Source organism: Dyella japonica DSM 16301, assembly GCF_001010355.1.
GTDB lineage: Bacteria > Pseudomonadota > Gammaproteobacteria > Xanthomonadales > Rhodanobacteraceae > Dyella > Dyella japonica.
Genome location: NZ_JPLA01000030.1, coordinates 104,262 through 127,263, shown reverse-complemented (window position 1 = coordinate 127,263; position 23,002 = coordinate 104,262). Strand labels below are relative to the sequence as shown.

Here is a 23,002-nt window from a genome sequence, read left to right as displayed (position 1 = left end):
ACCTTCATGCGAGTTTCTCCGCCACGCGCAGCACCGCCGAACGGGCGCGCGGATTGACGGACAGCTCCGCATCGGAAGGGAACTGGGCCTTGCCCACCGCCGCCAGACGAGCGGGCGCGGCGGCCACCGGCGGACCACGGCGGCTGCCCTGCACGCGACCGGAGTGGTCGCGGATGAACAGCTTCACCGCGCGGTCTTCCAGCGAGTGGAAGCTGATGATGGACAGGCGGCCGCCAACCTTGAGCAGCTCGAGCGCCGCCTTGAGGCCATGCTCCAGCGCGTCCAGCTCGCCGTTCACATGGATGCGCAGCGCCTGGAAGCTGCGCGTGGCCGGATGCTTGCCCGGCTCGCGGCGGCCGATCAGGCGCTCGATCAGCGAGGCCAGCTGGCCGGTGCGGGTGATCGGGTTTTCCACGCGGTCTTCGACGATGGCGCGGGCGATCTTGCGGCTGAAGCGCTCGTCGCCGTAGTTCCACAGCACGTCGGCGAGTTCTTTCTCAGAGGCATGCGCCAGGAAGTCCGCAGCGCTTTCGCCCTGCGTGGTGTCCATGCGCATGTCCAGCGGCGCGTCGGCCATGAAGCTGAAGCCGCGGGCGGCTTCATCGAGCTGGGGCGAAGACACGCCCAGGTCCAGCAGGATGCCGTCCAGGCCTCCGGCGGTCTGGTCCCACTCGGCCATGCTGGAAAAATTGGCGTGGCGAATCGACACGCGCGGATCGCTGGCAAATTCGGCCTGGGCGGTGGCAATGGCCTGCGGATCGCGATCCATCAGCAGCAACCGACCGTCGGGGCCCAGGCGTGACAGCACCGCGCGAGCGTGACCGCCGCGTCCGAAGGTGCCATCGAGATAACGCCCGCCAGCCTGCACGGCGAGTCCCTCCACTGCTTCACCCAGCATCACCGGGATGTGCACTAACTGCTCGGCCATGCCGCCGCACTCCCGCTCCCGTCCCGTTCCATCCGCCGCGCTGCCACCGTCGCCGGTTACAGCTGCAGCTCCGCCATCTCGTTGGTGATCTCGTCTTCGCCGATGGTCTGGCGGATCTTGGCCAGGTGAGCCTGCTCGCTCCAAAGCTCGAACTTGTTGCCCATGCCCAGCAGAACCGCTTTCTTCTCGATGCCCGTGGTCGCCCGCTGGCTTGCCGGCAGCAGGATGCGTACAGCCGAATCGGGCTCGACTACCGCCGCGGCACCGACCAGCTTCATCTGCATGTCGCGATGAGCAGCCTTGACCTTGGGAAGCGCGTTGACCTGGTCGCGCACCTTTTCCCACTCCGCGTAGGGGAACAGCCACAGGCAGCCCGACTCGAAGGGGTTGTAGGTGATCACCAGACGATTGGCGCAGGCGTCGGCCACCAACTCGCGATACGCGGTCGGTATGGCCAGCCGGCCTTTGTCGTCAACAGTGATGGCGGTTTCGCCCTGGAACACGGCCAATAGACTCCACGAATTCCCACGATTTCACACAGGAACCCACGATAGTCTCGCCCCCTGAGACTGTCAAGGAAATTTTTCTTGTGAATCAATGAGAAAGGCAATGATCTGGCAGTAATTCCAGCCCTTTCTGAGGAAACACTCGAAGGTGTTTGAAAGGTTAGGTTTTTTTACTTTTCAACCATGCCATCCGTCACGCTCGACGAGGCCTTTGAGGCGATCGGAAATGAATCGCCGTTCATGGCCCTGCCGCACGGCCGCCACCACCCCGCCGATGACGGCGAGAGGGGTGACGACCGGTCGTGAAGGAGGTGGAGTCGGCCTGTAAGCCGGGTTCTGTACGCCTTGCGGCGCGACAGTCATTCCTCTCGGCCTGGCGTCACCGCCAGGCTCCAGCAACCTACCCGGGAACAACGCGGGCCGCGTTATCGTTCCCCTATTTGGTCTTGCTCCGAGTGGGGTTTACCGTGCCACGCGACGTTAGCCCCGCGTGCGGTGCGCTCTTACCGCACCCTTTCACCCTTACCACGCACATCCGAAGATGCCGTTCGGCGGTCTGCTCTCTGTTGCACTGGCCGTCAGCTCACGCTGCCCAGGAGTTACCTGGCACTCTGCCCTATGGAGCCCGGACTTTCCTCGATGCGCTTGCGCGCGACGCGACTGTCCGGCCGACTCCGTTGGCGATTCTAGAGGAAGATGGCGCTCAGTGCGTCTGAGAAACGATGGCGTGCCTCTTGTAGGAGCGCACCCTGTGCGCGAACCGCGCAGCGCATGGCGGCCAGAATCACGCTACGCGGTTCGCGCACAGGGTGCGCTCCTACAAATAGAGGTTAGCCTTCGTAGAGCAGCTTGCGCGGCGCGCCGGTGATCGCGGCGGCCAGCTTGGCGGCTTTTGCCGGCGGCAGCTCTTCGCGCAGGATGGCGAACACGCGTCGACCCTCCGCTTCGCGCTCGTTGGTCTCTTCGCCGCGCCCCGCCACCAGTATCACGATTTCGCCGCGCTGCTGATTCGGATCGCTGGCCACGCGCGCGGCCAGCTCGCCCAAGGGTTCGCCAATCACGGTCTCGAACAGCTTGGTCAGCTCGCGCGCGAGCACGCCTTCCCGCGCCTCACCAAAGACGTCGCGCATGTCGGCCAGGCTCTCGGCCACGCGATGCGACGACTCATAGAAAATAAGCGTGCGGCTATCGCCCGCAAGTTCCTGCAAACGCGTGCGGCGCGCCGCGGCCTTGGGCGGCAGAAAACCCTCGAACACGAAACGATCGCTGGGCAGCCCCGCTACCGAAAGCCCGGCGATGGCCGCGCAGGCACCGGGTACCGGTGCACAGCGGATGCCCGCTGCGCGCGCCGCACGCACCAGGCGAAAACCCGGATCGCTGATCAGCGGCGTGCCCGCATCGGAGATCAGCGCCACCGATTCGCCACCCTGCAGTCGACGCACGATGGCATCCACCACCTCGCGCTCATTGTGTTCATGCAGCGCCACCAGCGGCGTGCCGATGTTGTAGTGCATCAGCAAGGGGCGGCTGTGGCGGGTGTCCTCGGCCGCAATCACCGCCACCGATCGCAGCGTCTCGATGGCGCGCGCGGAAAAGTCATCGCGATGACCAATCGGCGTGGCGACCACCCATAGCAGACCTGGCTGAATCTGTGACATCTTGCTGTTTCCTATGCATCGGGGCGGCAACCCAATGGGCTATCATCGCCCATCCGCCGACCATGTCGTCAAAAAGCTCGAAGGGATTTGGCCATGCGCTTGACCCGCGCCGCAGGCGTTGCCCTGCTGATTTCACTGGCACTGAGCGGCTGCGTGCCGCCGGCCGCGCAAAAATCGCCAGCCGAGATCGCTGCCAGCCAGCAAGCCGACACGCTGGTGCAGCAAGGCAAGTTCGACGAAGCCGCCCAGGCCTATCTGGCACTCGCCCAGACCGGCAGCAACCGCGACCACTATCAATTGCTCGCCGCCGAAGCCTACCGACAGGAAGGCCAGCTCGATCGCGCCGCGCCGCTGCTCGACGGCATCCGCCGCCAGCGACTCACGGGCGACGAGCCCTCGCGACTGGATCTGTTGCAGGCGGAAATGGCGCTGAAGCAGCACAACGCGCCGCGCGCACTGCAACTGACCACCCAACCCAATATCAGTGTGCCGCAGGCACTGCAGCTGCGCCTGCTTGAGCTGCGCTCGCAGGCCATGCAGCAGACCGGCGACCTCTGGGGCGCGGCCCGCACGCGCGTGGAAATGGACGGCCAATTGAACGGCCTCGACCAGGCGCAGAACCGCAAGCAGGTCGTCGCCCTGCTCACCCAGCTCGGCGTCGATCCCCTGAAGCAGCGCGCCGCGGCCATGCAGCCCGGCGACCGCATGCTGCCGTGGGTCAACGAAGCCCTTACCCAACTCGGCGTCGCCGTGGCGCATCCGGCGCCCGCGCTGGAACAGGAAGTAGGCACGCTGATGCCGGGCGAAGGCGCCAATGTGCGTGAAGGCTTCAAGATGCCGGCGCACGTCGCGTTGCTGCTGCCCACCAGCGGCAATCTCGCTGCCGCCGGCACCGCGATCCGCGAAGGCTTCTTTGCCGCCTATGCCGATTCCGCGCACAACCATATGCCGCGCCCGCCGGTGAAGGTCTATGACAGTGCCGGCACCTCGGCCGGCGCCATCAAGGCGTATCAGCAAGCGGTGGACGATGGCGCGCAGCTGATCATCGGGCCGCTGACGCGCGGCGAAGTCTCCGCGTTGTTCGGCCTGCCGCAGCTGCCGGTGCCGTTGCTTGCGCTCAATCACCCTGACGACAAGAGCCTGCCGGCCAGCGGCGTGAGCGAGTTCGGCCTGCTGCCCGAAACCGAAGGCGCCCAGGCCGCCGACCACATGGCGGACAATGGCATCGTCAATGCCTTCGTCATCGTGAGCAATGACGACTTCGCGCAGCGCGCGTCCAAGGCGTTCAAGGCGGAACTCGAAGCGCGCGGGGGCAAGGTCGCCGGCGTGGGCAGCCTGCCCGGCAGCGGCGTCAACTTCGCCTCGACCATTTCGGGCCTGGGCATGCCGACCGACAGCGGCGACGCCAGCGCCAACAAGGACACCGGGATCTTCATCAGCATGCGTCCGCAACAGGCGCGCCTGCTGCTGCCGCAGCTCAAGCTGGCCAAGATCAATCTGCAGGTGGACGGCACCTCGCACATCTATGCCGGCGTCGATGACGCAAGCGCCAACCGTGATCTCGAAGGCGTCGAGTTCTGCGATTCGCCGTGGCTGTTCGATGTGCAACCGGGCCTGCCCAATCACGGTGATATCGCCGGCCAGCTGCCCGCCGCACGCGGCACGTCAGCGCGCCTGTTCGCTTTCGGCATGGATGCGTGGAATCTCGCGCCCTACGTCGACTGGCTGCGCGCGCATCCTGGCAGCTATCTCCCAGGCGCCAGCGGACAGCTGACCTCCGACCAGTTCGGCCGCGTCCGCCGCGTGCTGGTATGGGCCAGGTTCCAGGATGGCCTCGCCCGCCCGCTCAATGGCAGCCTGCAGATGGATAGCGCACCGGCCATGGCGCCGCCGACCGACGCCGGCTCCTCGCCGCAGCTCCAGCCCGAGCAGTCCACCACCCACTGAAGCGCGCCCTCGCTGATGCGCTCTGCCGGCGCCGTTTTCGAACAACGCGCCTGCGCCGAACTGCAGCGCGCCGGCCTCAAGCTGCTGGCGCGCAACTACACCACGCGCTATGGCGAGCTGGACCTGGTGATGATGGACGGCGCCACCGTGGTGTTCGTCGAGGTGCGCCATCGCCTCAGCAGCGGCTGCGGCAGCGCGGCGGCCTCGGTCAACGCCGGCAAGCAGGGCAAACTGATCCGCACCGCGGAACTGTGGCTGGCCGACCATCCGCAGCACGCCCATCGCGCCTGCCGGTTCGACGTCGTGGGCTACGACGGTCCGGTGGATCGTGCCCAGATGCGCTGGTGGCGCAGCGCGTTCGAGGCCGGCTAGGCTGGCGCCTCGTCGTCGACGGTTTGCACATATTTGGCGGCGCACACTGGCTGGGAGCAGTCGCCATCCGGTGACGCCAGGACGCAGGGGGCATCATGGTTCGCATGCTGATCGGCATCGGCAAATGGACGGCCATCATCGTCCTGGTCTTCCTCGTCTCGCTGCTGGCCATTCGTGCCTGGGATTCGCAGCAGGGCGATCCGCTTGCGCCCTGGCAGACTTTTGTTCCCGATGAGCTCTCGCCCTCACAGCTCGATGCCACCGACTGGGCGGGCTATCTGGCCGCGGAGCAAAAGGCGTTCGCTGATGTGAAAACGCAGGTCACCGACAAGCTGGAGCCGGCGCAGCGCGTCGTGGTCAACCGCTACTTTGATGGCGCACCGATGTATCCGGGGCATTTCGCGCACGACTGGAATCGTTCGTATGTGCTGGAACCGACGGGTACGCCGATCGGCGCCGTGGTGCTTATCCATGGCCTGAGCGATTCGCCGTATAGCCTGCGCGATATCGCGCAGCTGTACCGCGCCCATGGTTTCGTCGCGATCGGCCTGCGTGTGCCGGGCCATGGCACGGTGCCGGCGGGACTGACCACGGCGGACTGGCCCCAGTGGCTGGCGGCGACACGCCTGGCCATGCGCGAAGCGCGGCGCCGCGTGGGACCTGACCTGCCGATCCATATCGTCGGCTATTCCAACGGCGGCGCGCTGGCGGTGAAGTACACGTTGGATGCATGCGAGCACAGCGAGCTGACCATGCCGACACGGCTGGTGCTGCTGTCGCCGATGATCGGCGTCACCAGCTTTGCACGCTTCGCCGGGCTGGCTGGCCTGCCTGCGCTGCTGCCACGTTTCGCCAAGGCTGCATGGCTGGATCTGCTGCCCGAATACAACCCGTTCAAGTACAACTCGTTCCCGGTGAACGCGGCGCGGCAGTCCTATCTGCTGACCGATGCCATCCGCGGCCAGATGTTGCGCATGGCGCGCGACCGCCAGCTTGGCCGCTTGCCGCCCATCCTCAGTTTCCAATCGGTGGTGGACGATACGGTGAGTGCTTCGGCCGTGATGCATACGCTTTACGCGAACGTGCCCGCCAACGGCAGCGAAGTGGTGCTGTTCGATGTCAACCGCAATCAACGCTTCGACACGCTGCTGAAGCCGAGCGCGCTCACCGCAGTCAATCGCATGCTCCCGTCCGGGCCGAAGGCCTATCGCAGCACCGTCATCGCCAACGCGGCGGTGAATGATGACCACACCGTGACACGCACGACGGAGGCCGGCCAGGGCACGGTCAGTACGGCGCCGCTTGCCATCCTTTACCCGGACACCATCTTTTCGCTGTCGCATATCGCGCTGCCCTTTCCGCCCAGCGATCCGCTGTATGGAACCGCGCCGGATATCTCCGAGAACTTCGGCATTCGTCTGGGCACCCAGGCGCCCCGCGGTGAGCGAGGTGCGCTGATTCTCAATTTCGATGCAGCACTGCGCATCAGCTCCAATCCGTTCTATCCCTATGTGCGCGATCGCATCGAGGCGCTGCTTCCGGCCGCCGCCGCGCAGCCAACGGCGAAACTGGCCGAACCCGTGCATTGAGCGGTGCATCGAGGGCAACCGGCAGCAGACAGTGGGATACTGCCGGCATGAATCTTCCCGATGCCCTGCTCGATACGCTACGCGCGCATTTCCCCGGCGAAGCCATGGCCACCGGCATGGCCGAGCGACTTGCCTATGCCTATGACAACTCGCGGCGCAATGCATTGCCCGACGCGGTGGTGTTTCCCACCACGCACGAACAGACCGAGGCCTTGATCCGCGCCTGCCGCGAGCATCGCGTGCCCGTGATCGGACGCGGCCGCGGCACCAATACCACCGGCGCCACGGTGCCCGTCGAGGGTGGCGTGGTGGTGAGCTTTGAGCGGATGAACCGCATCCTGCGCATCGATCCGGACAATCGGCTCGCCGTGGTCGAGCCGGGCGTGCTCAACGGCGATCTGCAACAGGCCTTGAAGCCGCACGGCTTCTTCTGGCCGCCCGATCCGTCGTCATCGCCCTGGTGCAGCATCGGCGGCAATCTCGCCTGCAATTCGGCCGGTCCGCGCACGGTGAAGTACGGCAGCCCGCGCGAGAACACGCTGGGTTTGCGCGCGGTGGCCGGTACCGGTGAAGGTTTCCGTTGCGGCACGTACACGAGCAAGGGCGCGACGGGCTACGACCTGACGCGCTTGCTGATCGGCTCCGAGGGCACGCTGGCGCTGATCACCGAAGCCACGCTCAAGCTCACACCCAAGCCCTCCGCGCAGCGCACCATTCGCGCCACCTATCGCGATGTCTCGGCAGCGGCACGCGCCGTGGCGCGCATCATGGCGCAGCCAGTTACGCCGTGCGCGCTGGAATTCATCGACGACGTGGCCTTGAAACTCGCCCGCGACTACGGCGGCGACACGGTGCCGCTGGCGGGCGCGATGCTGATGATCGAAGTGGACGGCGAGCCGGAGACTCTGCCAAGCGCCGTTGAGGCGGTTTCGCGCGCCGCTCGCGGCGACGGCCTGGAAGACCTGCGCGTGGCCGAAACCGCCGAGGAAACGCAGGCGCTGTGGTCGGCACGCAAGGCGCTCTCGCCGGCCCAGCGCACCATTTCGCCGAACAAGATCAACGAGGATGTGGTCGTGCCCGTCAGCCGTCTGCCTGAGCTGGTGGATGGCATCAAGCAGCTGGCGAAGAAGCACGACGTGTTGATCGTCAGCTTCGGACATGCCGGCAATGGCAACCTGCACGTGAACCTGTTGCCGCGCGATGAAGCAGAGCGCGAGCGTTCCCATGCCTGTCTGGCAGAAGTATTCGCGCTGGTGATTTCGCTGGAAGGCACGCTGTCAGGCGAGCACGGGATCGGTCTGGTGAAGAAGGAATTCATGCCGCTTGCGTTGGAGCCGTCAACGCTGCAGCTGATGCGTAATGTGAAGGCGGCCTTCGATCCCGAGGGCATCCTCAATCCGGGCAAGTTGTTGCCCTGACTTGCATCGACGCGGCATTACCCTTGTAGGAGCGCACCCTGTGCGCGACCACCCTCCACTGAGCGAAATTGGGTGACGCTGCGGTCGCGCACAAGGTGCGCTCCTACAGGGGTTAGGCTCCGAGTTCGGGCGAAGTCTCACCCCTGTGGGAGCGCACCCTGTGCGCGACAACCCTACGGAGCGGCAGATCGCCAGGGGACGGTCGCGCACAGGGTGCGCTCCCACAAGGTGAAAGTGAGGTACGGGTTTTCGGTTACGCCTTGCGCGCAAAAATCAGGTGCAAACCAAACGCCACGAACACCGCGCCGGCAAACCCATCGATCCAACGCGACAGCCTGAGATAACCACGGCGCATCGCCGGCAGCGCGAACACGCCCGCCACAAGGGTGAACCACACGAAGGTCTCGACGATGACCAGGGTCCACAGGCCCCAGCGCGTGGCGGTGTCGACGCGGTCACCCAGAAATGCGGAAAACACACTGCCGAAATAGATCACCACCTTCGGGTTGGAGAGGTTGGTCAGCAGCCCTGCACGCAAGGTGGCCCAGTCACTCTGCTGCAGCACGGCGCGCGGCTCGCCCGTGGCCACCGGCGCCTTGATCGCGCCGCGCAGCATCTTGATGCCCATCCAGGTCAGATAAAGGCCGCCGGCAATCGCGATCAGGCGCTCCAGCCAGGCCAGCCGCTGCAGCAGCAATTGCAGGCCTGCCAGGGCCAGCGCGGACCACACGACCACGCCCAGGGTGATGCCCAGCACGCCGAACATCGCCTGCCGACGCGTGCGGCTCACGGCGGTCTGCGACACAAAGAAAAAGTCCGGACCGGGGCTCAGCAGGGCCACCAGATGCACCAGGGCAATGGTCAGGAACAGGCTCACGGGCGTCTCCTCGGGGAATGGGGCCGGGTGCTTCGTGGCGGCGCAGCTTGTCGCCACCGCAGTGGTCCTCTAGTCTGCCCGTTTTGACACGGCCTTGGGACGTCCCAAGCCCTCTCAGGGGGATCACCGGCTCGTCCACACAGGTCCGGCTCGCGCCCGCCCTGGGAGGATGGTCGCGCCGCCCTCACCCGTCACCGCTACACACACAGACATACGCTGATGAATCTGCGACTGCGCCTGATTGCCATGAACTTCCTCCAGTTTTTTGTGTGGGGATCGTGGCTGCTCACCATTGGCGCGTACTGGTTCCAGACCAAGCAGTGGTCGGGCGCGCAGTTCGGCGCGATCTTCTCGACCATGGGCATCGCCTCGCTGTTCATGCCTTCGATCGCCGGCGTGATTGCGGACAAGTACATCAACGCGGAGAAGCTCTACGGCGTGTTCCACATCGGTGGCGCCTGCGTCTTGTTCTGCGTGCCGATGGTGCAGTCGCCCGGCCTGATGTTCTGGGTGATGCTGATCAACATGATGTTCTACATGCCGACCATCTCGCTCTCGATTGCGGTGGCGTACAACGCGCTCAAGAGCGACGGCAAGGACATCGTGCGCGACTACCCGCCAATCCGCGTGTGGGGCACGGTGGGTTTCATCGGTGCGCTATGGACCATCAGCCTGCTGCGCCTGGAAACCTCGTCGGGCCAGTTCTACGTGGCCTCGGCGGCAGCACTGCTGCTGGGTCTCTATGCATTTACGCTGCCGGCCTGTCCGCCGCGCTTCCAGCGCCGTGACAACCAGTCGTGGCTGGATACCTTCGGGCTGACCTCGTTCAAGCTGTTCCGCGATACGCGCATGGCGGTGTTCTTCATCTTCGCCATGCTGCTGGGCGCGTCGCTGCAGCTGACCAATGCCTATGGCGATACGTTCCTGCACGACTTCGCCAAGATGGGCCCGTACAAAGACCTGGTGGCGGTGCGCTATCCCGCCATCATCATGTCGATCTCGCAGATCTCCGAAACGCTGTTCATCCTGGCCATCCCGTTCTTCCTGCGCCGTTTCGGCATCAAGACGGTGATGCTGATCAGCATGCTGGCGTGGACGCTGCGCTTTGGCCTGTTCGCCTATGGCAACCCCGGCGGCGGCCTGTGGATGATCGTGCTGTCGTGCATCGTCTACGGCATGGCGTTCGACTTCTTCAACATCTCCGGCTCGTTGTTCGTGGAAGGCCAGAGCGATCCCTCCATCCGCGCCAGCGCGCAGGGCCTGTTCATGCTGATGACGAACGGCATCGGGGCGGTGCTCGGCAGTTCCATCAGCGGTCTGGTGATCGAGGCGTTCTTCACCTATCCGGACCAGAGCAAGGACTGGCGCGGCATCTGGATCACCTTTGCCAGCTATTCGTTCATCGTGGCCCTGTTGTTCATGGTGCTGTTCAAGCACAAGCATGATCGGGCGGCGGCGGAAGCATTGGCGGCGAAGCTGGCGCACTGAGCCAAGCCTTCCTCTCCCTGTGGGAGCGCACCCTGTGCGCGACAGCCCAGCGGAGCGGTAAGCGGCCAGGGGACGGTCGCGCACAGGGTGCGCTCCCACACACCGGGCGCGGGAATTTCCGACCGGGTACAATGGCTTGATGCAGATCGGCCCCTACCGTATCGACCCGCCCGTGGTGCTTGCGCCCATGGCCGGGGTCACCGACAAGCCTTTCCGCCTGCTGTGCAAACGGCTGGGCGCGGGTCTGGCCGTGTCGGAGATGACGAATGCCGATCCCCGCCTGTGGCGCACGCGCAAGTCGCTGCAGCGGATGGACCACGAGGGCGAACCCGAACCGGTGAGCGTGCAGATCGCCGGCTATGACCCGGCAATGCTCGCGGAGGCCGCGCGCTACAACGCCGACAACGGGGCCCAGATCATCGACATCAATATGGGCTGCCCGGCCAAGAAAGTCTGCAACGTCTGGTCCGGCTCGGCCCTGCTGCAGGACGAGCCGCTGGTGGCGCGCATCGTGAAGGCCGTGGTCGATGCCGTGGACGTGCCGGTCACGCTGAAGATCCGCACCGGCTGGGATCGCCAGAACAAGAACGCGCTGACGATTGCGAAGATCGCCGAAGACGCCGGCATCGCCGCGCTCGCCGTGCATGGCCGCACGCGTGCGGACAAGTACGAAGGCGAAGCGGAGTACGAGACCATCGCCGCGGTCAAGGCCAGTGTGCGCATTCCCGTGCTCGCCAATGGCGACGTGGTGACGCCGCAGCAGGCCCGGCATGTGCTCGACGTCACCGGCGCCGATGCGGTGATGGTGGGGCGCGGTGCACAGGGCCGGCCGTGGATCTTCCGCGAAATCTCCCACTTCCTCAGCACCGGCGAGACGCTGCCGGAGCCGACGCCCGCCGAGGTGCGCGACATCCTCGTGCATCACCTGGAACACCTCTACGCGTTCTACGGCGAACTGCAGGGCGTGCGCATCGCGCGCAAGCACCTGGGCTGGTATGCCAAGGACCGGGCGGAAAACGCCGCGTTTCGCCATGTGGTGAACAAGGCCGAAAACGCGCTCGACCAATTGCGCCTCACGCGCGATTACTTCGATGGCTTGCAGGAAGGCACGCGCCTGGCGGCTTGAGTCCGCCGCAAGCCTTTGCGCGAGGCTTCAGGGCATGATGGGCAGGTCTCACCATCATCGCCTTCCATGACACTGCCGCTGTCGTACAGGTCATCGTCCATCCGACTGTTGCGCCCATGCCTCCTGCTGGTGGTCATGCTGCTCCTGAGCGGCTGCGAGGCGACCTTGTTCGCGGGTCTCAATGCCACCGATCAGCATCGCGCCATCACGCCACGTACCGATGTCGTCTTCGACAGCGAGCACCGCCTGGCCTTGGACGTCTATGCACCGGCGCAAGCCAGTCACGCACCCATCGTGGTGTTCTTCTATGGCGGCACCTGGGTGCGCGGCGAGCGCGCGTGGTACCGCTTCGTGGGCACGGCGCTGGCGGCGCATGGCGTGATCACCGTGATACCCGACTACCGCAAATACCCGCAGGTGACGCTCGATGGCTTCATGCACGATGCCGCCGACGCTGTCGCCTGGGCCCACGCGCATGCAGCGGAGATCGGCGGCTCGCCGGACGACATCTTCGTGATGGGGCACTCCGCCGGTGGGCAGATCGCCGCGCTGCTGTCCACCGATCCGCAATGGCTGGCTGCGCACGGCATGAAGCCGACCGATCTTGCCGGATTCATTGGTCTGGCCGGTTGCTACGCTTTCGTACCGGTGCCGCAGGATGACGCCATCATGCTCGGTGTCTTCGGCCGCACGGTGGAACAGCAGCGCCGGGGACAACCCGTGTCCTACGTGCGCGGCGCGGAGCCGCCCATGTTGCTGTTGCAAGGCACCGACGACGGCGAAGTGGAACCGTCCAACGCCATCTCGCTGTACCGCGCCACCCAGGCCGTGCACGGCGACAGCACCCTGCGAACCTATCCCGGCGTGGGCCACGAGGCCTTGCTATTTGCGCTGTCGCGGCCGCTGCGCGGTGGTGCGCCGACCCTCAGCGACGTGCTTGCGTTTATCCAGTCGCATCCCCACGCGAAGCCGACCACAACGCCGCGCTGACGCGCTCGCGACACTTTCCCTCGACAGGCGCCGGCGTACCTTGAAAGCCTGCACTCCCCAACCAAGGGACAGGCTCGTGAACAGCATCGTCACCGGCGAGTTTCCCTATATCCACGGCTTTTCGTCCGAGGAACAGTCGCGGCTGACGCGCCAGGCGCGCATGTTCGAAAACATCCTGTTCAACCGCATCGACTTCAGCGAGGCCAAGCAGCTGCTGGAAGTCGGCTGCGGCGTGGGCGCGCAGACCGAGATTCTGTTGCGGCGCTTTCCGCACCTGGAACTGACCGGCGTGGATCGCTCCGAAGCGCAGCTGGCCGCGGCCGAGCGCAATCTTGCTCAGACGGCATGGTGCACCTCGCGCTACACGCTGCAGCAGGCCGATGCCACCGACCTGCCGTTCCCGGATCGCAGCTTCGACGCCGCCTATCTGTGCTGGGTGCTGGAACATATGCCCAGTCCCGCGCGCGTGCTCAGCGAAGTACGCCGCGTGTTGAGTCCGGGCGCGGTGGTCTACGTGACCGAGGTGCTCAATTCTTCGTTCTTCCTCGATCCGTATTCGCCGCATCTGCTGCGCTACTGGATGGCTTTCAACGACTACCAGTACGACAGCGGCGGCGACCCTTTCATCGGCGCGAAACTCGGCAACCTGCTGCTGGCGGGCGGCTATCGCGATGTGCAGACCGAGGTGAAGAGCTTCCACCTCGACAACCGCCAGCCCGGCAAGCGCAAGCAGATGATCGAATTCTGGCAGGAGGTGCTGTTGTCGGCAGCCGACCAGCTGGTGGCTGCCGACAAGGTCGATCCCGCCACGGTCGAAGGCATGCGCGGCGAGCTGCAGGCCGTGCGCAACGATCCGAACGCGGTGTTCTTCTTCGCCTTCGTGCAGGCGCGGGCCTTGGTCTACTGAGAGGAACGCATCAGCCGGCGAGCTTGGACGACTGCAGTTCCTCGGTATAACGCGACGAACGCACGCCCTTGCTGTCGTAATACTCCTCGACGGATTTGACGAAGCGCTTCTGCTCGGGCACGTACCAGAATGCCTTGTACATGCGGCCGCTGGCCGTGTGCGGACGGGTGATCTGGCTCTGCGACAGACTCACTGCCCCGTCTGCATCCACATGCCCGCGCGAATCGCTGTTGATCGACGGCGCCACCACCGCGCTCCACTGTCCCTGCGCCTCGATCTTCAGCGCCTTGAATGCGCCGGCCGGTACCTGCACGTCTTCCCAGCCCACCACGGTGTACTCGCTGCCGAAGGTTTCGCTGGTGTGCTGCCGGTTGGGATTGGCTTCGGTGTAATCCACGCGCCACTTCTTGCCCTGCGCGAGCGGAAACGCCAACGGCCGATTCACCACCAGCTGCTTGCCATTCACATCGCGCGAACGGCTCCAGTCCAGGCCGACCAGATGCTCGACCGCCGGCTGACTCGAGCCGTCCTGCTTGTTGGCGATCAGCACGCTGTCGCCTTCGATCCGCTCGACGGTGACGATTTCATTCTTGCGCGACCATCCTTGCGGTCCCGACTCCACCGTATCGACGTAGACCCAGCTGTCGCCCGCCTTCAATGCCGGCGCCTGCACCGACTGCGCGCACACCGTGCCGCACAGCAATCCCGCTGCCACAAACCACCACCGTCCGCTCATGACTTCCCCCTGTTGGTTGCTGGCGCAGGCTAGCCCAACACCCGAGCAGGTTCATGCGACGTGGACGCAGGAAGGTGTGCGCCGCCAGGGCATCAAGCGTGCGGTTTCACCACGAAGCCATACGCGGCCAGCACGGGCTTCAGTGTCGCAATCCACAACGCGTAACCGGCCGGCAGCATGTGCAGGCCATCGGGGCGGAACAGTTCGGGGCGTGGCTTGCCTTGCGCGTCGAGCATCTCGGGCGCGATATCCACGAAGCGCACGTTTTTCTGCGTGGCCGCCCAATCACGGATCTCGTCATTGGCCGTCTTCATGCGCGGCCACAGCGAAAGACGCGCGAGGCTGGGCTTGATCGAGATATAGACGATCGGCACGCCGGGCACGCCCTCACGCGCACGTGCGACGAACTGCTGGAACGAGGCGAGCACCTGTTCGGGCGTCGCGCCATCGTTGATGTCGTTGTCGCCCGCGTACATCACGATCAGCCTGGGCTGGTAAGGCCACACGATGCGGTCGGCGTAATAAGTCGAATCGGGCAGCGCCGAACCGCCGAAGCCGCGGTTGATCACCGGAACGCCAGGGAAATCCTGGGCCAGCGACTTCCAGAACTGGATCGAGGAGCTGCCGATGAACAGTACGCCATGCTGGGCCGGCGGATGCTCGTGGTCAGCGGCGACAAAGGCGGCGATATCCGGCTGCCAGTGCGAGGGCGGCGCGCTGTCCGCGTGCGTGCTGGCCGCAGCCAACAGGGAGATCAGGCCGAACGCCAGCCAGCTCAGTCGCTTCATTCGCTCGCTCCTACATCGGGTGGGGAGCGTTCGATTATGGATGTCTCGACAGCTATGTCCACCTTGGCTGCCCCAAGTCGGCGGTCGAGGGGACGATCCGGTCACGGCCAGCCCGCCGCTTGTCCCAACAGCGCCGCTATTGGTCACTCCACGCTTGTCCGGCATGCTCGCTGGGGCAAAGTGACGACATCCATCCCGCCGGAGTCCGCCATGCATCGTCGCGATCTGCTGAAGGCTGCCCTCGCCCTGCCCTTGCTGCCATGGGCGCTGTCGCCCTCGATCGCCACCGCGCGTGAGGCGCTCAAGGGCGTCACCCATCTGTATGCGCGCGTTCGTCCTGGCGATCCGGGCTGGCCCAGCGAAGCGCAGTGGGAGCAGCTCAAACATGCCGTGGGCGGTCGCCTGCAACGGCTGCAATCACCGTTCGAGCACTGCGAAGCCAGCGACGCCGCCTGCCAGGAAGCGCTAAAGCAGGTCAAAAACCCTTACTACCTCGGCGACACGCCCGCGCTCACCCAGACCAGCGGCTGGGTCGACGCCTGGACCTCACGTCCCAGCGCCTATGCGGTCGTCGCCGAACAGACCAGCGACGTCGTCGCGGCGGTGAACTTCGCCCGCGAACATCACCTGCGTCTGGTGGTGAAGGGCGGCGGCCACAGCTACCAGGGCACCTCGGACGCGCCGGACTCGTTGCTGATCTGGACGCGACATATGAACCACATCGCGCTGCATGACGCCTTCGTGCCGCAGGGCTGCGCCAGTTCGCAGGCGCCACGTCCCGCGGTGACGGTGGAAGCGGGCGCCATGTGGGTGGACGCATACACCGCGGTCACCACGGAAGGCGGGCGCTATGTGCAGGGCGGCGGCTGCCTGACGGTGGGCGTGGCCGGCCTGGTGCAGAGCGGCGGCTTCGGCGGCCTCTCCAAACGGTTTGGCACGGCCAGCAGCAACCTGCTGGAGGCCGAGGTGGTTACGGCCGACGGCAAGGTGCACGTGGTCAATGCCTGCCGCGAGCCGGAACTGTTCTGGGCCATCAAGGGCGGCGGTGGCGGCAGCATCGGCGTGCTGACCAGGCTAACCCTTCTCACGCACGATTTGCCCGACACCTTTGGCGCGGTGTTCGGCGCCATCCAGGCCGACTCCGATCAGGCGTTCCGCGAGCTGATCGGACAGACCATGCGCTTCTATCGCGACGCCTTGTTCAATCCGCACTGGGGCGAGCAGCTGAAGTTCCATGGCGGCAACACGCTGCATCTGTCGATGATCTTCCAGGGGCTCAGCCAGCAGGAGGCGGAGCAGGTCTGGGCGCCCTTCTTCGCCTGGATCAAGGCGCGCCCGGCCTATCGCTTCAAGGAAGACGTCCGCATCATCGCCCTGCCCGCGCGGCATTTCTGGGATGCGGAATTCTTCCGCCAGCACGCGCCGCAACTGATCGTGTCCGACAGCCGCCCAGACGCACCGCGCAATCACGTGCTGTGGGCCGGCGACGAAGGCCAGGTCGGCCAGTTCATCCACGGCTACCGCTCGGGATGGCTGCCCCAAGCCTTGCTGGATGATCAGCACATCGATGCGCTCGCCGACGCCATGTTCGAGGCAACGCGCCACTGGGGCTATTCGCTGCACTTCAACAAGGGCCTGGCCGGCGGCTCCGCCGATGCCATCGCCCGTTCACGCGACACCGCCATGAACCCCGGCGCGATGGACGCCTTCGCGCTCGCCATCACCGGCAGCGAAAGCGAGCCGGCCTTCCCCGGCATGCCGGGGGCCGCGCCCGACCTGGACAAGGCGCGGCGCGAGGCGGCCCGCATCGATCAGTCGATGGACGCCCTGCTCAAGGTCGCGCCGGGCGCCGGCTCCTACGTCTCGGAGAGCAACTACTTCGAGCGCGACTGGCAGCGCTCGTTCTGGGGTACCAACTACCCACGCCTGGCCGCCGCTAAACGCCGGTACGACCCCGATGGGCTGTTCTTCGTGCATCACGGCGTGGGCAGCGAAGACTGGAGCGACGACGGCTTCAGCCGCCGCCGTTGAGCGCAACCATCAGCGCCCCTGCCTGCACCCAGCCAGGGCCCCCTGCGACATCCTTGGAGTATTCTGAGGGCTTGCCCCACGCTCTTGGGGCGGCCCAGGCACGCCCGGGAATGCCCCCGGAATAAGCCGCAAAGCCGTCCAAATGGCTGAATCGGCATGAAATCGTCATGTCCCGGCGCCAAGCTGAGGCTGCAATCCCGGGGTAGGCCGTGTATCATGCGCCACCCCCTTTCATCTCTCTATCCGTAAGGAAGGATATATACCGCGATGAGCAACTTCCTCTTCACCTCCGAGTCGGTTTCTGAAGGCCACCCGGACAAAGTCGCCGACCAGATCTCCGATGCCGTCCTCGATGCGATCATCGCGCAGGATCCGCGTGCGCGCGTGGCCTGCGAAACGATGGTGAAGACGGGCGTGGCGATCGTCGCCGGCGAGATCACCACCAGCGCCTGGATCGACCTGGAAGCGCTGACCCGCAAGGTCATCGTCGACATCGGTTATGACTCCTCGGAAGTCGGCTTCGACGGCGAGACCTGCGGCGTGCTGAACCTGATCGGCAAGCAGTCGCCCGACATCAACCAGGGCGTGGACCGCAAGAAGCCGGAAGAACAGGGCGCTGGCGACCAGGGCCTGATGTTCGGCTACGCGACCAACGAAACCAAGGACTACATGCCGGCTGCGATCTACTACTCGCACCGTCTGGTCGAGCAGCAGGCCAAGGTCCGCAAGAAGAAGAACTCGCCGCTGCCGTGGCTGCGCCCGGACGCCAAGAGCCAGGTCACCCTGCGTTACGAAGACGGTGTCGCCACCGCCATCGACGCCGTGGTGCTGTCGACCCAGCACGATCCGAGCGTGAAGCAGAAGGATCTGATCGAAGCCGTGCGCGAGCACATCCTCAAGCCCGTGCTGCCGGCCAAGCTGCTGCACAAGGGCACCAAGTTCCACATCAACCCGACCGGCAAGTTCGTAATTGGCGGCCCGGTGGGCGATTGCGGCCTGACCGGTCGCAAGATCATCGTCGACACCTACGGCGGCTGGGCCCGTCACGGTGGTGGCGCGTTCTCGGGCAAGGATCCGTCCAAGGTCGACCGTTCGGCTGCCTACGCGGCGCGTTATGTCGCCAAGAACATCGTGGCTGCCGGCATCGCCGACCGTTGCGAAGTGCAGGTGAGCTACGCCATCGGCGTGGCCGAGCCGACCTCGATCTCGGTGACGACTTTTGGCACCGGCAAGATCGCCGACGAGAAGATCGAGAAGCTGATCCGCAAGCACTTCGACCTGCGCCCGTACGGCATCATCAAGATGCTCGACCTGGTGCACCCGATGTACCAGCAGACCGCCAGCTACGGTCACTTCGGCCGCACCCCGTACGAAGTGAAGGGTCCGGACGGCAAGACCTACACCGCATTCTCGTGGGAAAAGACCGATAAGGCCGAAGCGCTGCGCGCCGATGCCAAGCTGAAGTAAGCACGGCTTACTCTGCGATGAAAACGGGCCGCGAAAGCGGCCCGTTTTTTTTGCAACGTGTTTCGAAGCGGGACCTAGCGAACGCGCGTGAAGTAGTTCGTCTTCATCACGGGCATGCTGCCTTGCCCGGGATATACCGCCGTCTCGACCATCGTATGTCCATCGGGCAGCGTCGAATAAATACGCGTCGAAACCAGCACACCCTCCTTCTGCAGCGCCATGACCAGCACGTTCGGCGCCGGGTGTTTGAACGTCCCCGTATCTGCCTCGGGACTGTTGGTGATGACCGTGGATGATCCATCGAGCACCGGCGTGCTGATGGAGTGAACCTCCTGCCCCGGCGCATAGACGATATCGACGCTGACCTTCCAGGTGTTGTTGCCCGCATCGTCGAACGTAAAGCGCACGCTCGTCGGACGCTGCCCGGGCGGCACTGGCATGCGCGAGGTATCCAGTGACCAGCTGCCGAGCAGTGGCGCGTCGGGCGCGCGATGCGAGCTGACGTCCGTCGCAGCACCCAGCGGTGCAGCCACCGTCAGCGAGGACGCGAGGGCGACGACGGATGCAACGACCAAGGCCTTCGGGCTGAGCTTCATGTCCTGTCCCTTCCTTGTCAGGTTGGTGGGGTCGACACGCGCAGTGTCATTTAGCAACCTGGGCTGCGCCAAGCCCTAAGACCTGGCATGAGGTGGCGACGGCAGCCGTGCCCCAAAACAAAACGGGCCACCCGAAGGCAGCCCGCTTATCCGATCTGGTTTGAAGCAACGCTTACTTGTCCGGCGACCCACCCGCCGAGGCGACCTTCTGGCCGGCGGCGGCAGCGACCTTGGTGCTGCGGGCGGTGGTGGCGGGACAGGTGGCGCCTTTTTTCTTCTTCGAGCAGGTGGCTGCGGTGGCGACAGTGTCCGCCTTCGAACCGCGGCGATGGTGGCGGCGCGAGGCCGGCGTGGCGTCGGCCAGGGCCGTGCCCTTGGCGGCGACGCTGCCCTTGCCGCGACGGCTCTTGCCGCTGGCCAGGCCTGCCGGTGCTTCGCCAGCCTGCGCTACCAACTCGGACGGCGTTTCCTGGTTCTCGAAGCCGTCGTCGAGCAGGCGTGCCATCAGGCGGTCACGGGTGGCGGCGGTGCGACCGCCCATCACCACCGAGAACAGACGGCGGCCATCCTTGACGGCGGTGGAAGCGAGGTTGAAGCCCGAGGCATTGGTGAAGCCGGTCTTCAGGCCGTCCATGCCGGGATACTTGTCCATCAGGTTGTTGTGTCCGCGCACCAGGTGACCGCGGAACATGAAGTCCTTGGTCGAAAACAAGTGGGCGTACTGCGGGAAGTCGTGATACAGCGCCATGGCCAGCTTGCTCATGTCGCGGGCCGTGGTGGTGTCTTCCGGGTCGGGCAGGCCCGAGGCATTGGCAAAGCGCGTGTTGCTCATGCCCAGCAGTTGGGCCTGCGCGTTCATCATCTCGACGAAGTGACCTTCCGAACCGCCCAGGCCTTCAGCGACCACGGTGGCGGCATCGTTGGCGGACTTGGTGATCATGCCAAGCACGCAGTCTTCGACCGTGATGGTCTGGCCGTTGCGCAGATCAAGCTTGGTCGGCGCCTTGGCGGCAGCCCACGAGGAAACGGGAAGCTCCTGGTCCATCTTGAGCGTGCCGTTCTGGATCGCCTGGAAGGCGAGGTACATCGTCATCATCTTGGCCAGCGAGGCCGGATGGTTCGGTTCGTCCGCATTCACCGCGGTGATGACCTGGCCGTCGGTCTCATTGATGACGATGGCGGCATAGCCCGCATGAGCCACGCTCGCGAAACAGCCGGCGACGCCTACCAGCAGTGCCAGTAGACCTTGGCGCCAGGATGCTCCCCTGGCCAGCGTGTTGGACTTGATAGCCACCCCAGTTCCTCGCTCTCACCACCGCTTCAACCGGCGTTACAAACCCTGAACCGCAACACAGCGCCACGGGTCAAGACAATACTTGAATTAGATCACATAAGTCCATGTTTCCATGGACGATAAAACAGCGACGGCGCCCCGGCGCCGTCGTAACGTAAATTTCACCGTGAAAGCGATGTCTACGCGTCAAGGGAGTGTGCCCGCAAATGACGTATGGCGAAAGGCTTATTTGCGTGTAGGCGCCATCTTTTTTCGTTAAAAAACAATTACTCCGCCAGACGCCTGCCCCATCCAAGGACCACGGCTTTTTGCCCTCTAACTGTGCCTATCGGCAGACGTGCGTCGGTATTGAGCAGCAAAAGCGAACGATCGACACGATGCATCCCCTAAAATGGCGGGATGTCCCTAATCCAACTTCAGCGCGTCGACTTCAGCATCGGCGGCCCCCTCCTGCTCGAACATGTCGACCTCTCCATCGAGACGAACGAGCGCGTGTGCATCGTCGGTCGCAATGGCGAAGGCAAATCCACCTTGATGAAACTCATCGCCGGCGAACTCAAAGCCGACGATGGCGAAGTGCGTGTGCAAAACGGCGTGGTCGTTGCGCGCATGGCGCAGGAGGTGCCGCAAGACACCGCCGGCAGTGTGTTCGACGTGGTCGCGCAAGGCCTGGGCGATCTGGGCCAACTGCTCGCGCGCTATCACCACCTGCTCGCCGAGGGCGACATGGATGCGCTCGGCGATGTGCAATCGCAGATCGAAGCGCAGCATGGCTGGGATCTCGACCGACGCGTCACCGATGTACTGACGCGACTGGAGCTGCCCGGCGACACCGATTTCGCTGCGTTGTCGGGAGGCATGAAGCGTCGCGTGCTGCTCGCGCAGGCGCTGGTGCGCAAGCCTGATGTGCTGCTGCTCGACGAGCCCACCAACCATCTCGACATCGAAGCCATCGGCTGGCTCGAAGCGTTCCTGCGCCAGTTCGAAGGCAGCATCATCTTCATCACGCATGACCGTAGTTTTCTGCGCGCACTGGCCACGCGCATCGTCGAGATCGATCGCGGTCAGCTCACCGATTGGCCCGGCGACTACGACAACTACCTGCGCCGCCGCGAGGAACGCCTGCATGCCGAAGCCCAGGCGAATTCGCACTTCGACAAGAAGCTGGCGCAGGAAGAAGTGTGGATCCGCCAGGGCATCAAGGCGCGCCGCACGCGCAACGAAGGCCGTGTACGCGCCTTGAAGGCCTTGCGCGTGGAACGTTCGCAGCGCCGCGAACTGTCCGGCAACGTCAAGATGACGATGGCCAACGCGCAGGCCTCGGGCAAGAAGGTGATCGACCTGGAGCACGTGCACCAGAGTTACGGCGGCCGCGTGCTGATCGAAAACCTGAGCACCACCATCATGCGCGGCGACCGCGTGGGCATCATCGGACCCAACGGCGCCGGCAAGAGCACGCTGCTGAAGATCATGCTGGGCGAACTCAAGCCCGATCGTGGCCACGCCACGCTGGGTACCGGCATCCAGATCGCCTACTTCGACCAGCACCGCGTGCAGCTCAACGACCAGCTCAACGCGCTGGACAACGTGGCCGAAGGCCGCGAATTCATCGAACTCAACGGCTCGCGCAAGCACATCATCGGCTACCTGCAGGATTTCCTCTTTTCGCCGGAACGTGCGCGCGCGCCGATCACGCGCCTGTCGGGCGGCGAACGCAATCGCCTGCTGCTCGCCAAGCTGTTCGCGCAGCCGTCCAACCTGCTGGTGATGGACGAACCGACCAACGACCTGGACGTGGAAACGCTGGAGCTGCTGGAAGAACTGCTCACGCAATACCAGGGCACCTTGCTGCTGGTCTCGCATGACCGCGAATTCCTCGACAACGTGGTGTCGAGCACCCTGGTGCTCGAGGGGCAGGGCAAGATCGGCGAGTACGTCGGTGGTTACACCGATTGGATTCGCCAGCGCCCGTCGGCATTGGCGCCGTCGATCAAGTCGCTGGAAAGCAAATCCGTCGCCCCTGCTCCCGTAGCGCCCGTGGTAGAGGCCAAGCGCAAGCTCAGCTACAAGGATGCGCGCGAGCTGGAGCAGTTGCCCAAGCGGATTGAAACGCTGGAAGCGGACATCGCGGCGCGCAGCGAGGCGATGAATGATCCGGAGTTCTTCCGGCAGGACAGTGCGGCGCTTACCAAGGCGAATGAAGCGCTGTCCAAGTTGCAGGCGGAGCTGGATACGGCTTATGCGCGTTGGGCGGAGTTGGACGGCTGAGGTCGCGTGTGTCGCG

At 64.9% G+C, this 23,002-nt stretch carries 18 protein-coding genes, 1 other RNA gene and 1 pseudogene; 11 read left to right on the top strand and 9 right to left on the bottom strand.

Annotation, left to right across the window (positions count from 1 at the left end; all coding sequences use genetic code 11):
• Nucleotides 1-4: 4 nt before the first annotated feature.
• The 4 genes from rsmH to rsmI form a co-directional block, all read right to left on the bottom strand.
• The gene (gene rsmH / locus Y882_RS12355) at nt 5-928 is read right to left on the bottom strand and encodes a 16S rRNA (cytosine(1402)-N(4))-methyltransferase RsmH (protein ID WP_046972223.1); all 924 of its coding nucleotides are present in this window, start codon (nt 926-928) and stop codon (nt 5-7) included.
• 56 nt (nt 929-984) lie between these two features.
• Nucleotides 985-1,431 (bottom strand): division/cell wall cluster transcriptional repressor MraZ, encoded by a 447-nt coding sequence (gene mraZ / locus Y882_RS12350; protein ID WP_046972286.1) that lies wholly within the window; start codon nt 1,429-1,431, stop codon nt 985-987.
• A 312-nt stretch (nt 1,432-1,743) separates the two neighbouring features.
• Nucleotides 1,744-2,110: RNase P RNA component class A (gene rnpB / locus Y882_RS18950), an RNA gene on the bottom strand.
• A gap of 154 nt (nt 2,111-2,264) precedes the next feature.
• Nucleotides 2,265-3,092, bottom strand: coding sequence for a 16S rRNA (cytidine(1402)-2'-O)-methyltransferase (rsmI, locus tag Y882_RS12345; protein WP_046972222.1), 828 nt, complete (start codon nt 3,090-3,092; stop codon nt 2,265-2,267).
• A 93-nt stretch (nt 3,093-3,185) separates the two neighbouring features.
• On the opposite strand from rsmI, the gene Y882_RS12340 reads away from it, so the two are divergent.
• From Y882_RS12340 to Y882_RS12325, 4 genes are all read left to right on the top strand, one after another.
• A complete protein-coding gene (locus tag Y882_RS12340) occupies nt 3,186-5,039 on the top strand; it encodes a penicillin-binding protein activator (protein WP_046972221.1) in 1,854 nt (617 codons plus the stop codon).
• Between the two features lie 15 nt (nt 5,040-5,054).
• Nucleotides 5,055-5,411 carry a YraN family protein gene (locus tag Y882_RS12335; protein ID WP_046972220.1) on the top strand — a complete coding sequence of 119 codons (357 nt, stop codon included), beginning with the start codon at nt 5,055-5,057 and terminating at the stop codon, nt 5,409-5,411.
• Between the two features lie 95 nt (nt 5,412-5,506).
• Nucleotides 5,507-7,000 carry an alpha/beta hydrolase gene (locus tag Y882_RS12330; RefSeq protein ID WP_046972219.1) on the top strand — a complete coding sequence of 498 codons (1,494 nt, stop codon included), beginning with the start codon at nt 5,507-5,509 and terminating at the stop codon, nt 6,998-7,000.
• A 47-nt stretch (nt 7,001-7,047) separates the two neighbouring features.
• A complete protein-coding gene (locus Y882_RS12325) occupies nt 7,048-8,418 on the top strand; it encodes an FAD-binding oxidoreductase (RefSeq protein ID WP_046972218.1) in 1,371 nt (456 codons plus the stop codon).
• Nucleotides 8,419-8,671: 253 nt separating this feature from the next.
• On the opposite strand, the gene rhtC is transcribed toward Y882_RS12325, so the two are convergent.
• Nucleotides 8,672-9,295: a threonine export protein RhtC gene (gene rhtC / locus Y882_RS12320; protein ID WP_046972217.1), complete on the bottom strand. Its 624-nt coding sequence runs from the start codon at nt 9,293-9,295 to the stop codon at nt 8,672-8,674.
• 141 nt (nt 9,296-9,436) lie between these two features.
• On the opposite strand from rhtC, the pseudogene Y882_RS12315 reads away from it, so the two are divergent.
• From Y882_RS12315 to Y882_RS12300, 4 genes and pseudogenes are all read left to right on the top strand, one after another.
• Nucleotides 9,437-10,783, top strand: a pseudogene (locus Y882_RS12315) (nucleoside permease); the annotation flags it as partial.
• Between the two features lie 139 nt (nt 10,784-10,922).
• Nucleotides 10,923-11,909: a tRNA dihydrouridine synthase DusB gene (gene dusB, locus Y882_RS12310; protein WP_046972215.1), complete on the top strand. Its 987-nt coding sequence runs from the start codon at nt 10,923-10,925 to the stop codon at nt 11,907-11,909.
• Between the two features lie 135 nt (nt 11,910-12,044).
• Nucleotides 12,045-12,899, top strand: coding sequence for an alpha/beta hydrolase (locus tag Y882_RS12305; protein WP_244466334.1), 855 nt, complete (start codon nt 12,045-12,047; stop codon nt 12,897-12,899).
• A gap of 85 nt (nt 12,900-12,984) precedes the next feature.
• Nucleotides 12,985-13,806 carry a class I SAM-dependent methyltransferase gene (locus tag Y882_RS12300; protein ID WP_046972285.1) on the top strand — a complete coding sequence of 274 codons (822 nt, stop codon included), beginning with the start codon at nt 12,985-12,987 and terminating at the stop codon, nt 13,804-13,806.
• Between the two features lie 10 nt (nt 13,807-13,816).
• On the opposite strand, the gene Y882_RS12295 is transcribed toward Y882_RS12300, so the two are convergent.
• On the bottom strand, nt 13,817-14,542 hold the full coding sequence (locus tag Y882_RS12295) for a hypothetical protein (protein WP_046972213.1): 726 nt from the start codon (nt 14,540-14,542) through the stop codon (nt 13,817-13,819).
• A gap of 92 nt (nt 14,543-14,634) precedes the next feature.
• Nucleotides 14,635-15,330: an SGNH/GDSL hydrolase family protein gene (locus tag Y882_RS12290; RefSeq protein WP_046972212.1), complete on the bottom strand. Its 696-nt coding sequence runs from the start codon at nt 15,328-15,330 to the stop codon at nt 14,635-14,637.
• A 210-nt stretch (nt 15,331-15,540) separates the two neighbouring features.
• Between Y882_RS12290 and Y882_RS12285 the strand changes: the two genes are divergently transcribed.
• Complete coding sequence (locus Y882_RS12285) at nt 15,541-17,361, top strand: FAD-dependent oxidoreductase (protein WP_046972211.1); 1,821 nt, start codon at nt 15,541-15,543, stop codon at nt 17,359-17,361.
• A gap of 267 nt (nt 17,362-17,628) precedes the next feature.
• Nucleotides 17,629-18,828: a methionine adenosyltransferase gene (gene metK, locus Y882_RS12280; protein WP_046972210.1), complete on the top strand. Its 1,200-nt coding sequence runs from the start codon at nt 17,629-17,631 to the stop codon at nt 18,826-18,828.
• A gap of 74 nt (nt 18,829-18,902) precedes the next feature.
• Here metK and Y882_RS12275 read toward each other — a convergent pair whose 3' ends face one another.
• Both Y882_RS12275 and Y882_RS20885 read right to left on the bottom strand, forming a co-directional pair.
• Nucleotides 18,903-19,424, bottom strand: a complete 522-nt coding sequence (locus Y882_RS12275; RefSeq protein WP_052949963.1) for a hypothetical protein — start codon at nt 19,422-19,424, stop codon at nt 18,903-18,905.
• A 172-nt stretch (nt 19,425-19,596) separates the two neighbouring features.
• Nucleotides 19,597-20,718, bottom strand: a complete 1,122-nt coding sequence (locus Y882_RS20885) for a D-alanyl-D-alanine carboxypeptidase family protein (protein ID WP_046972209.1) — start codon at nt 20,716-20,718, stop codon at nt 19,597-19,599.
• A 399-nt stretch (nt 20,719-21,117) separates the two neighbouring features.
• On the opposite strand from Y882_RS20885, the gene Y882_RS12265 reads away from it, so the two are divergent.
• Entirely contained in the window at nt 21,118-22,986 is a 1,869-nt protein-coding gene (locus tag Y882_RS12265; RefSeq protein WP_046972208.1) for an ATP-binding cassette domain-containing protein, read from the top strand.
• Nucleotides 22,987-23,002 lie beyond the last annotated feature (16 nt).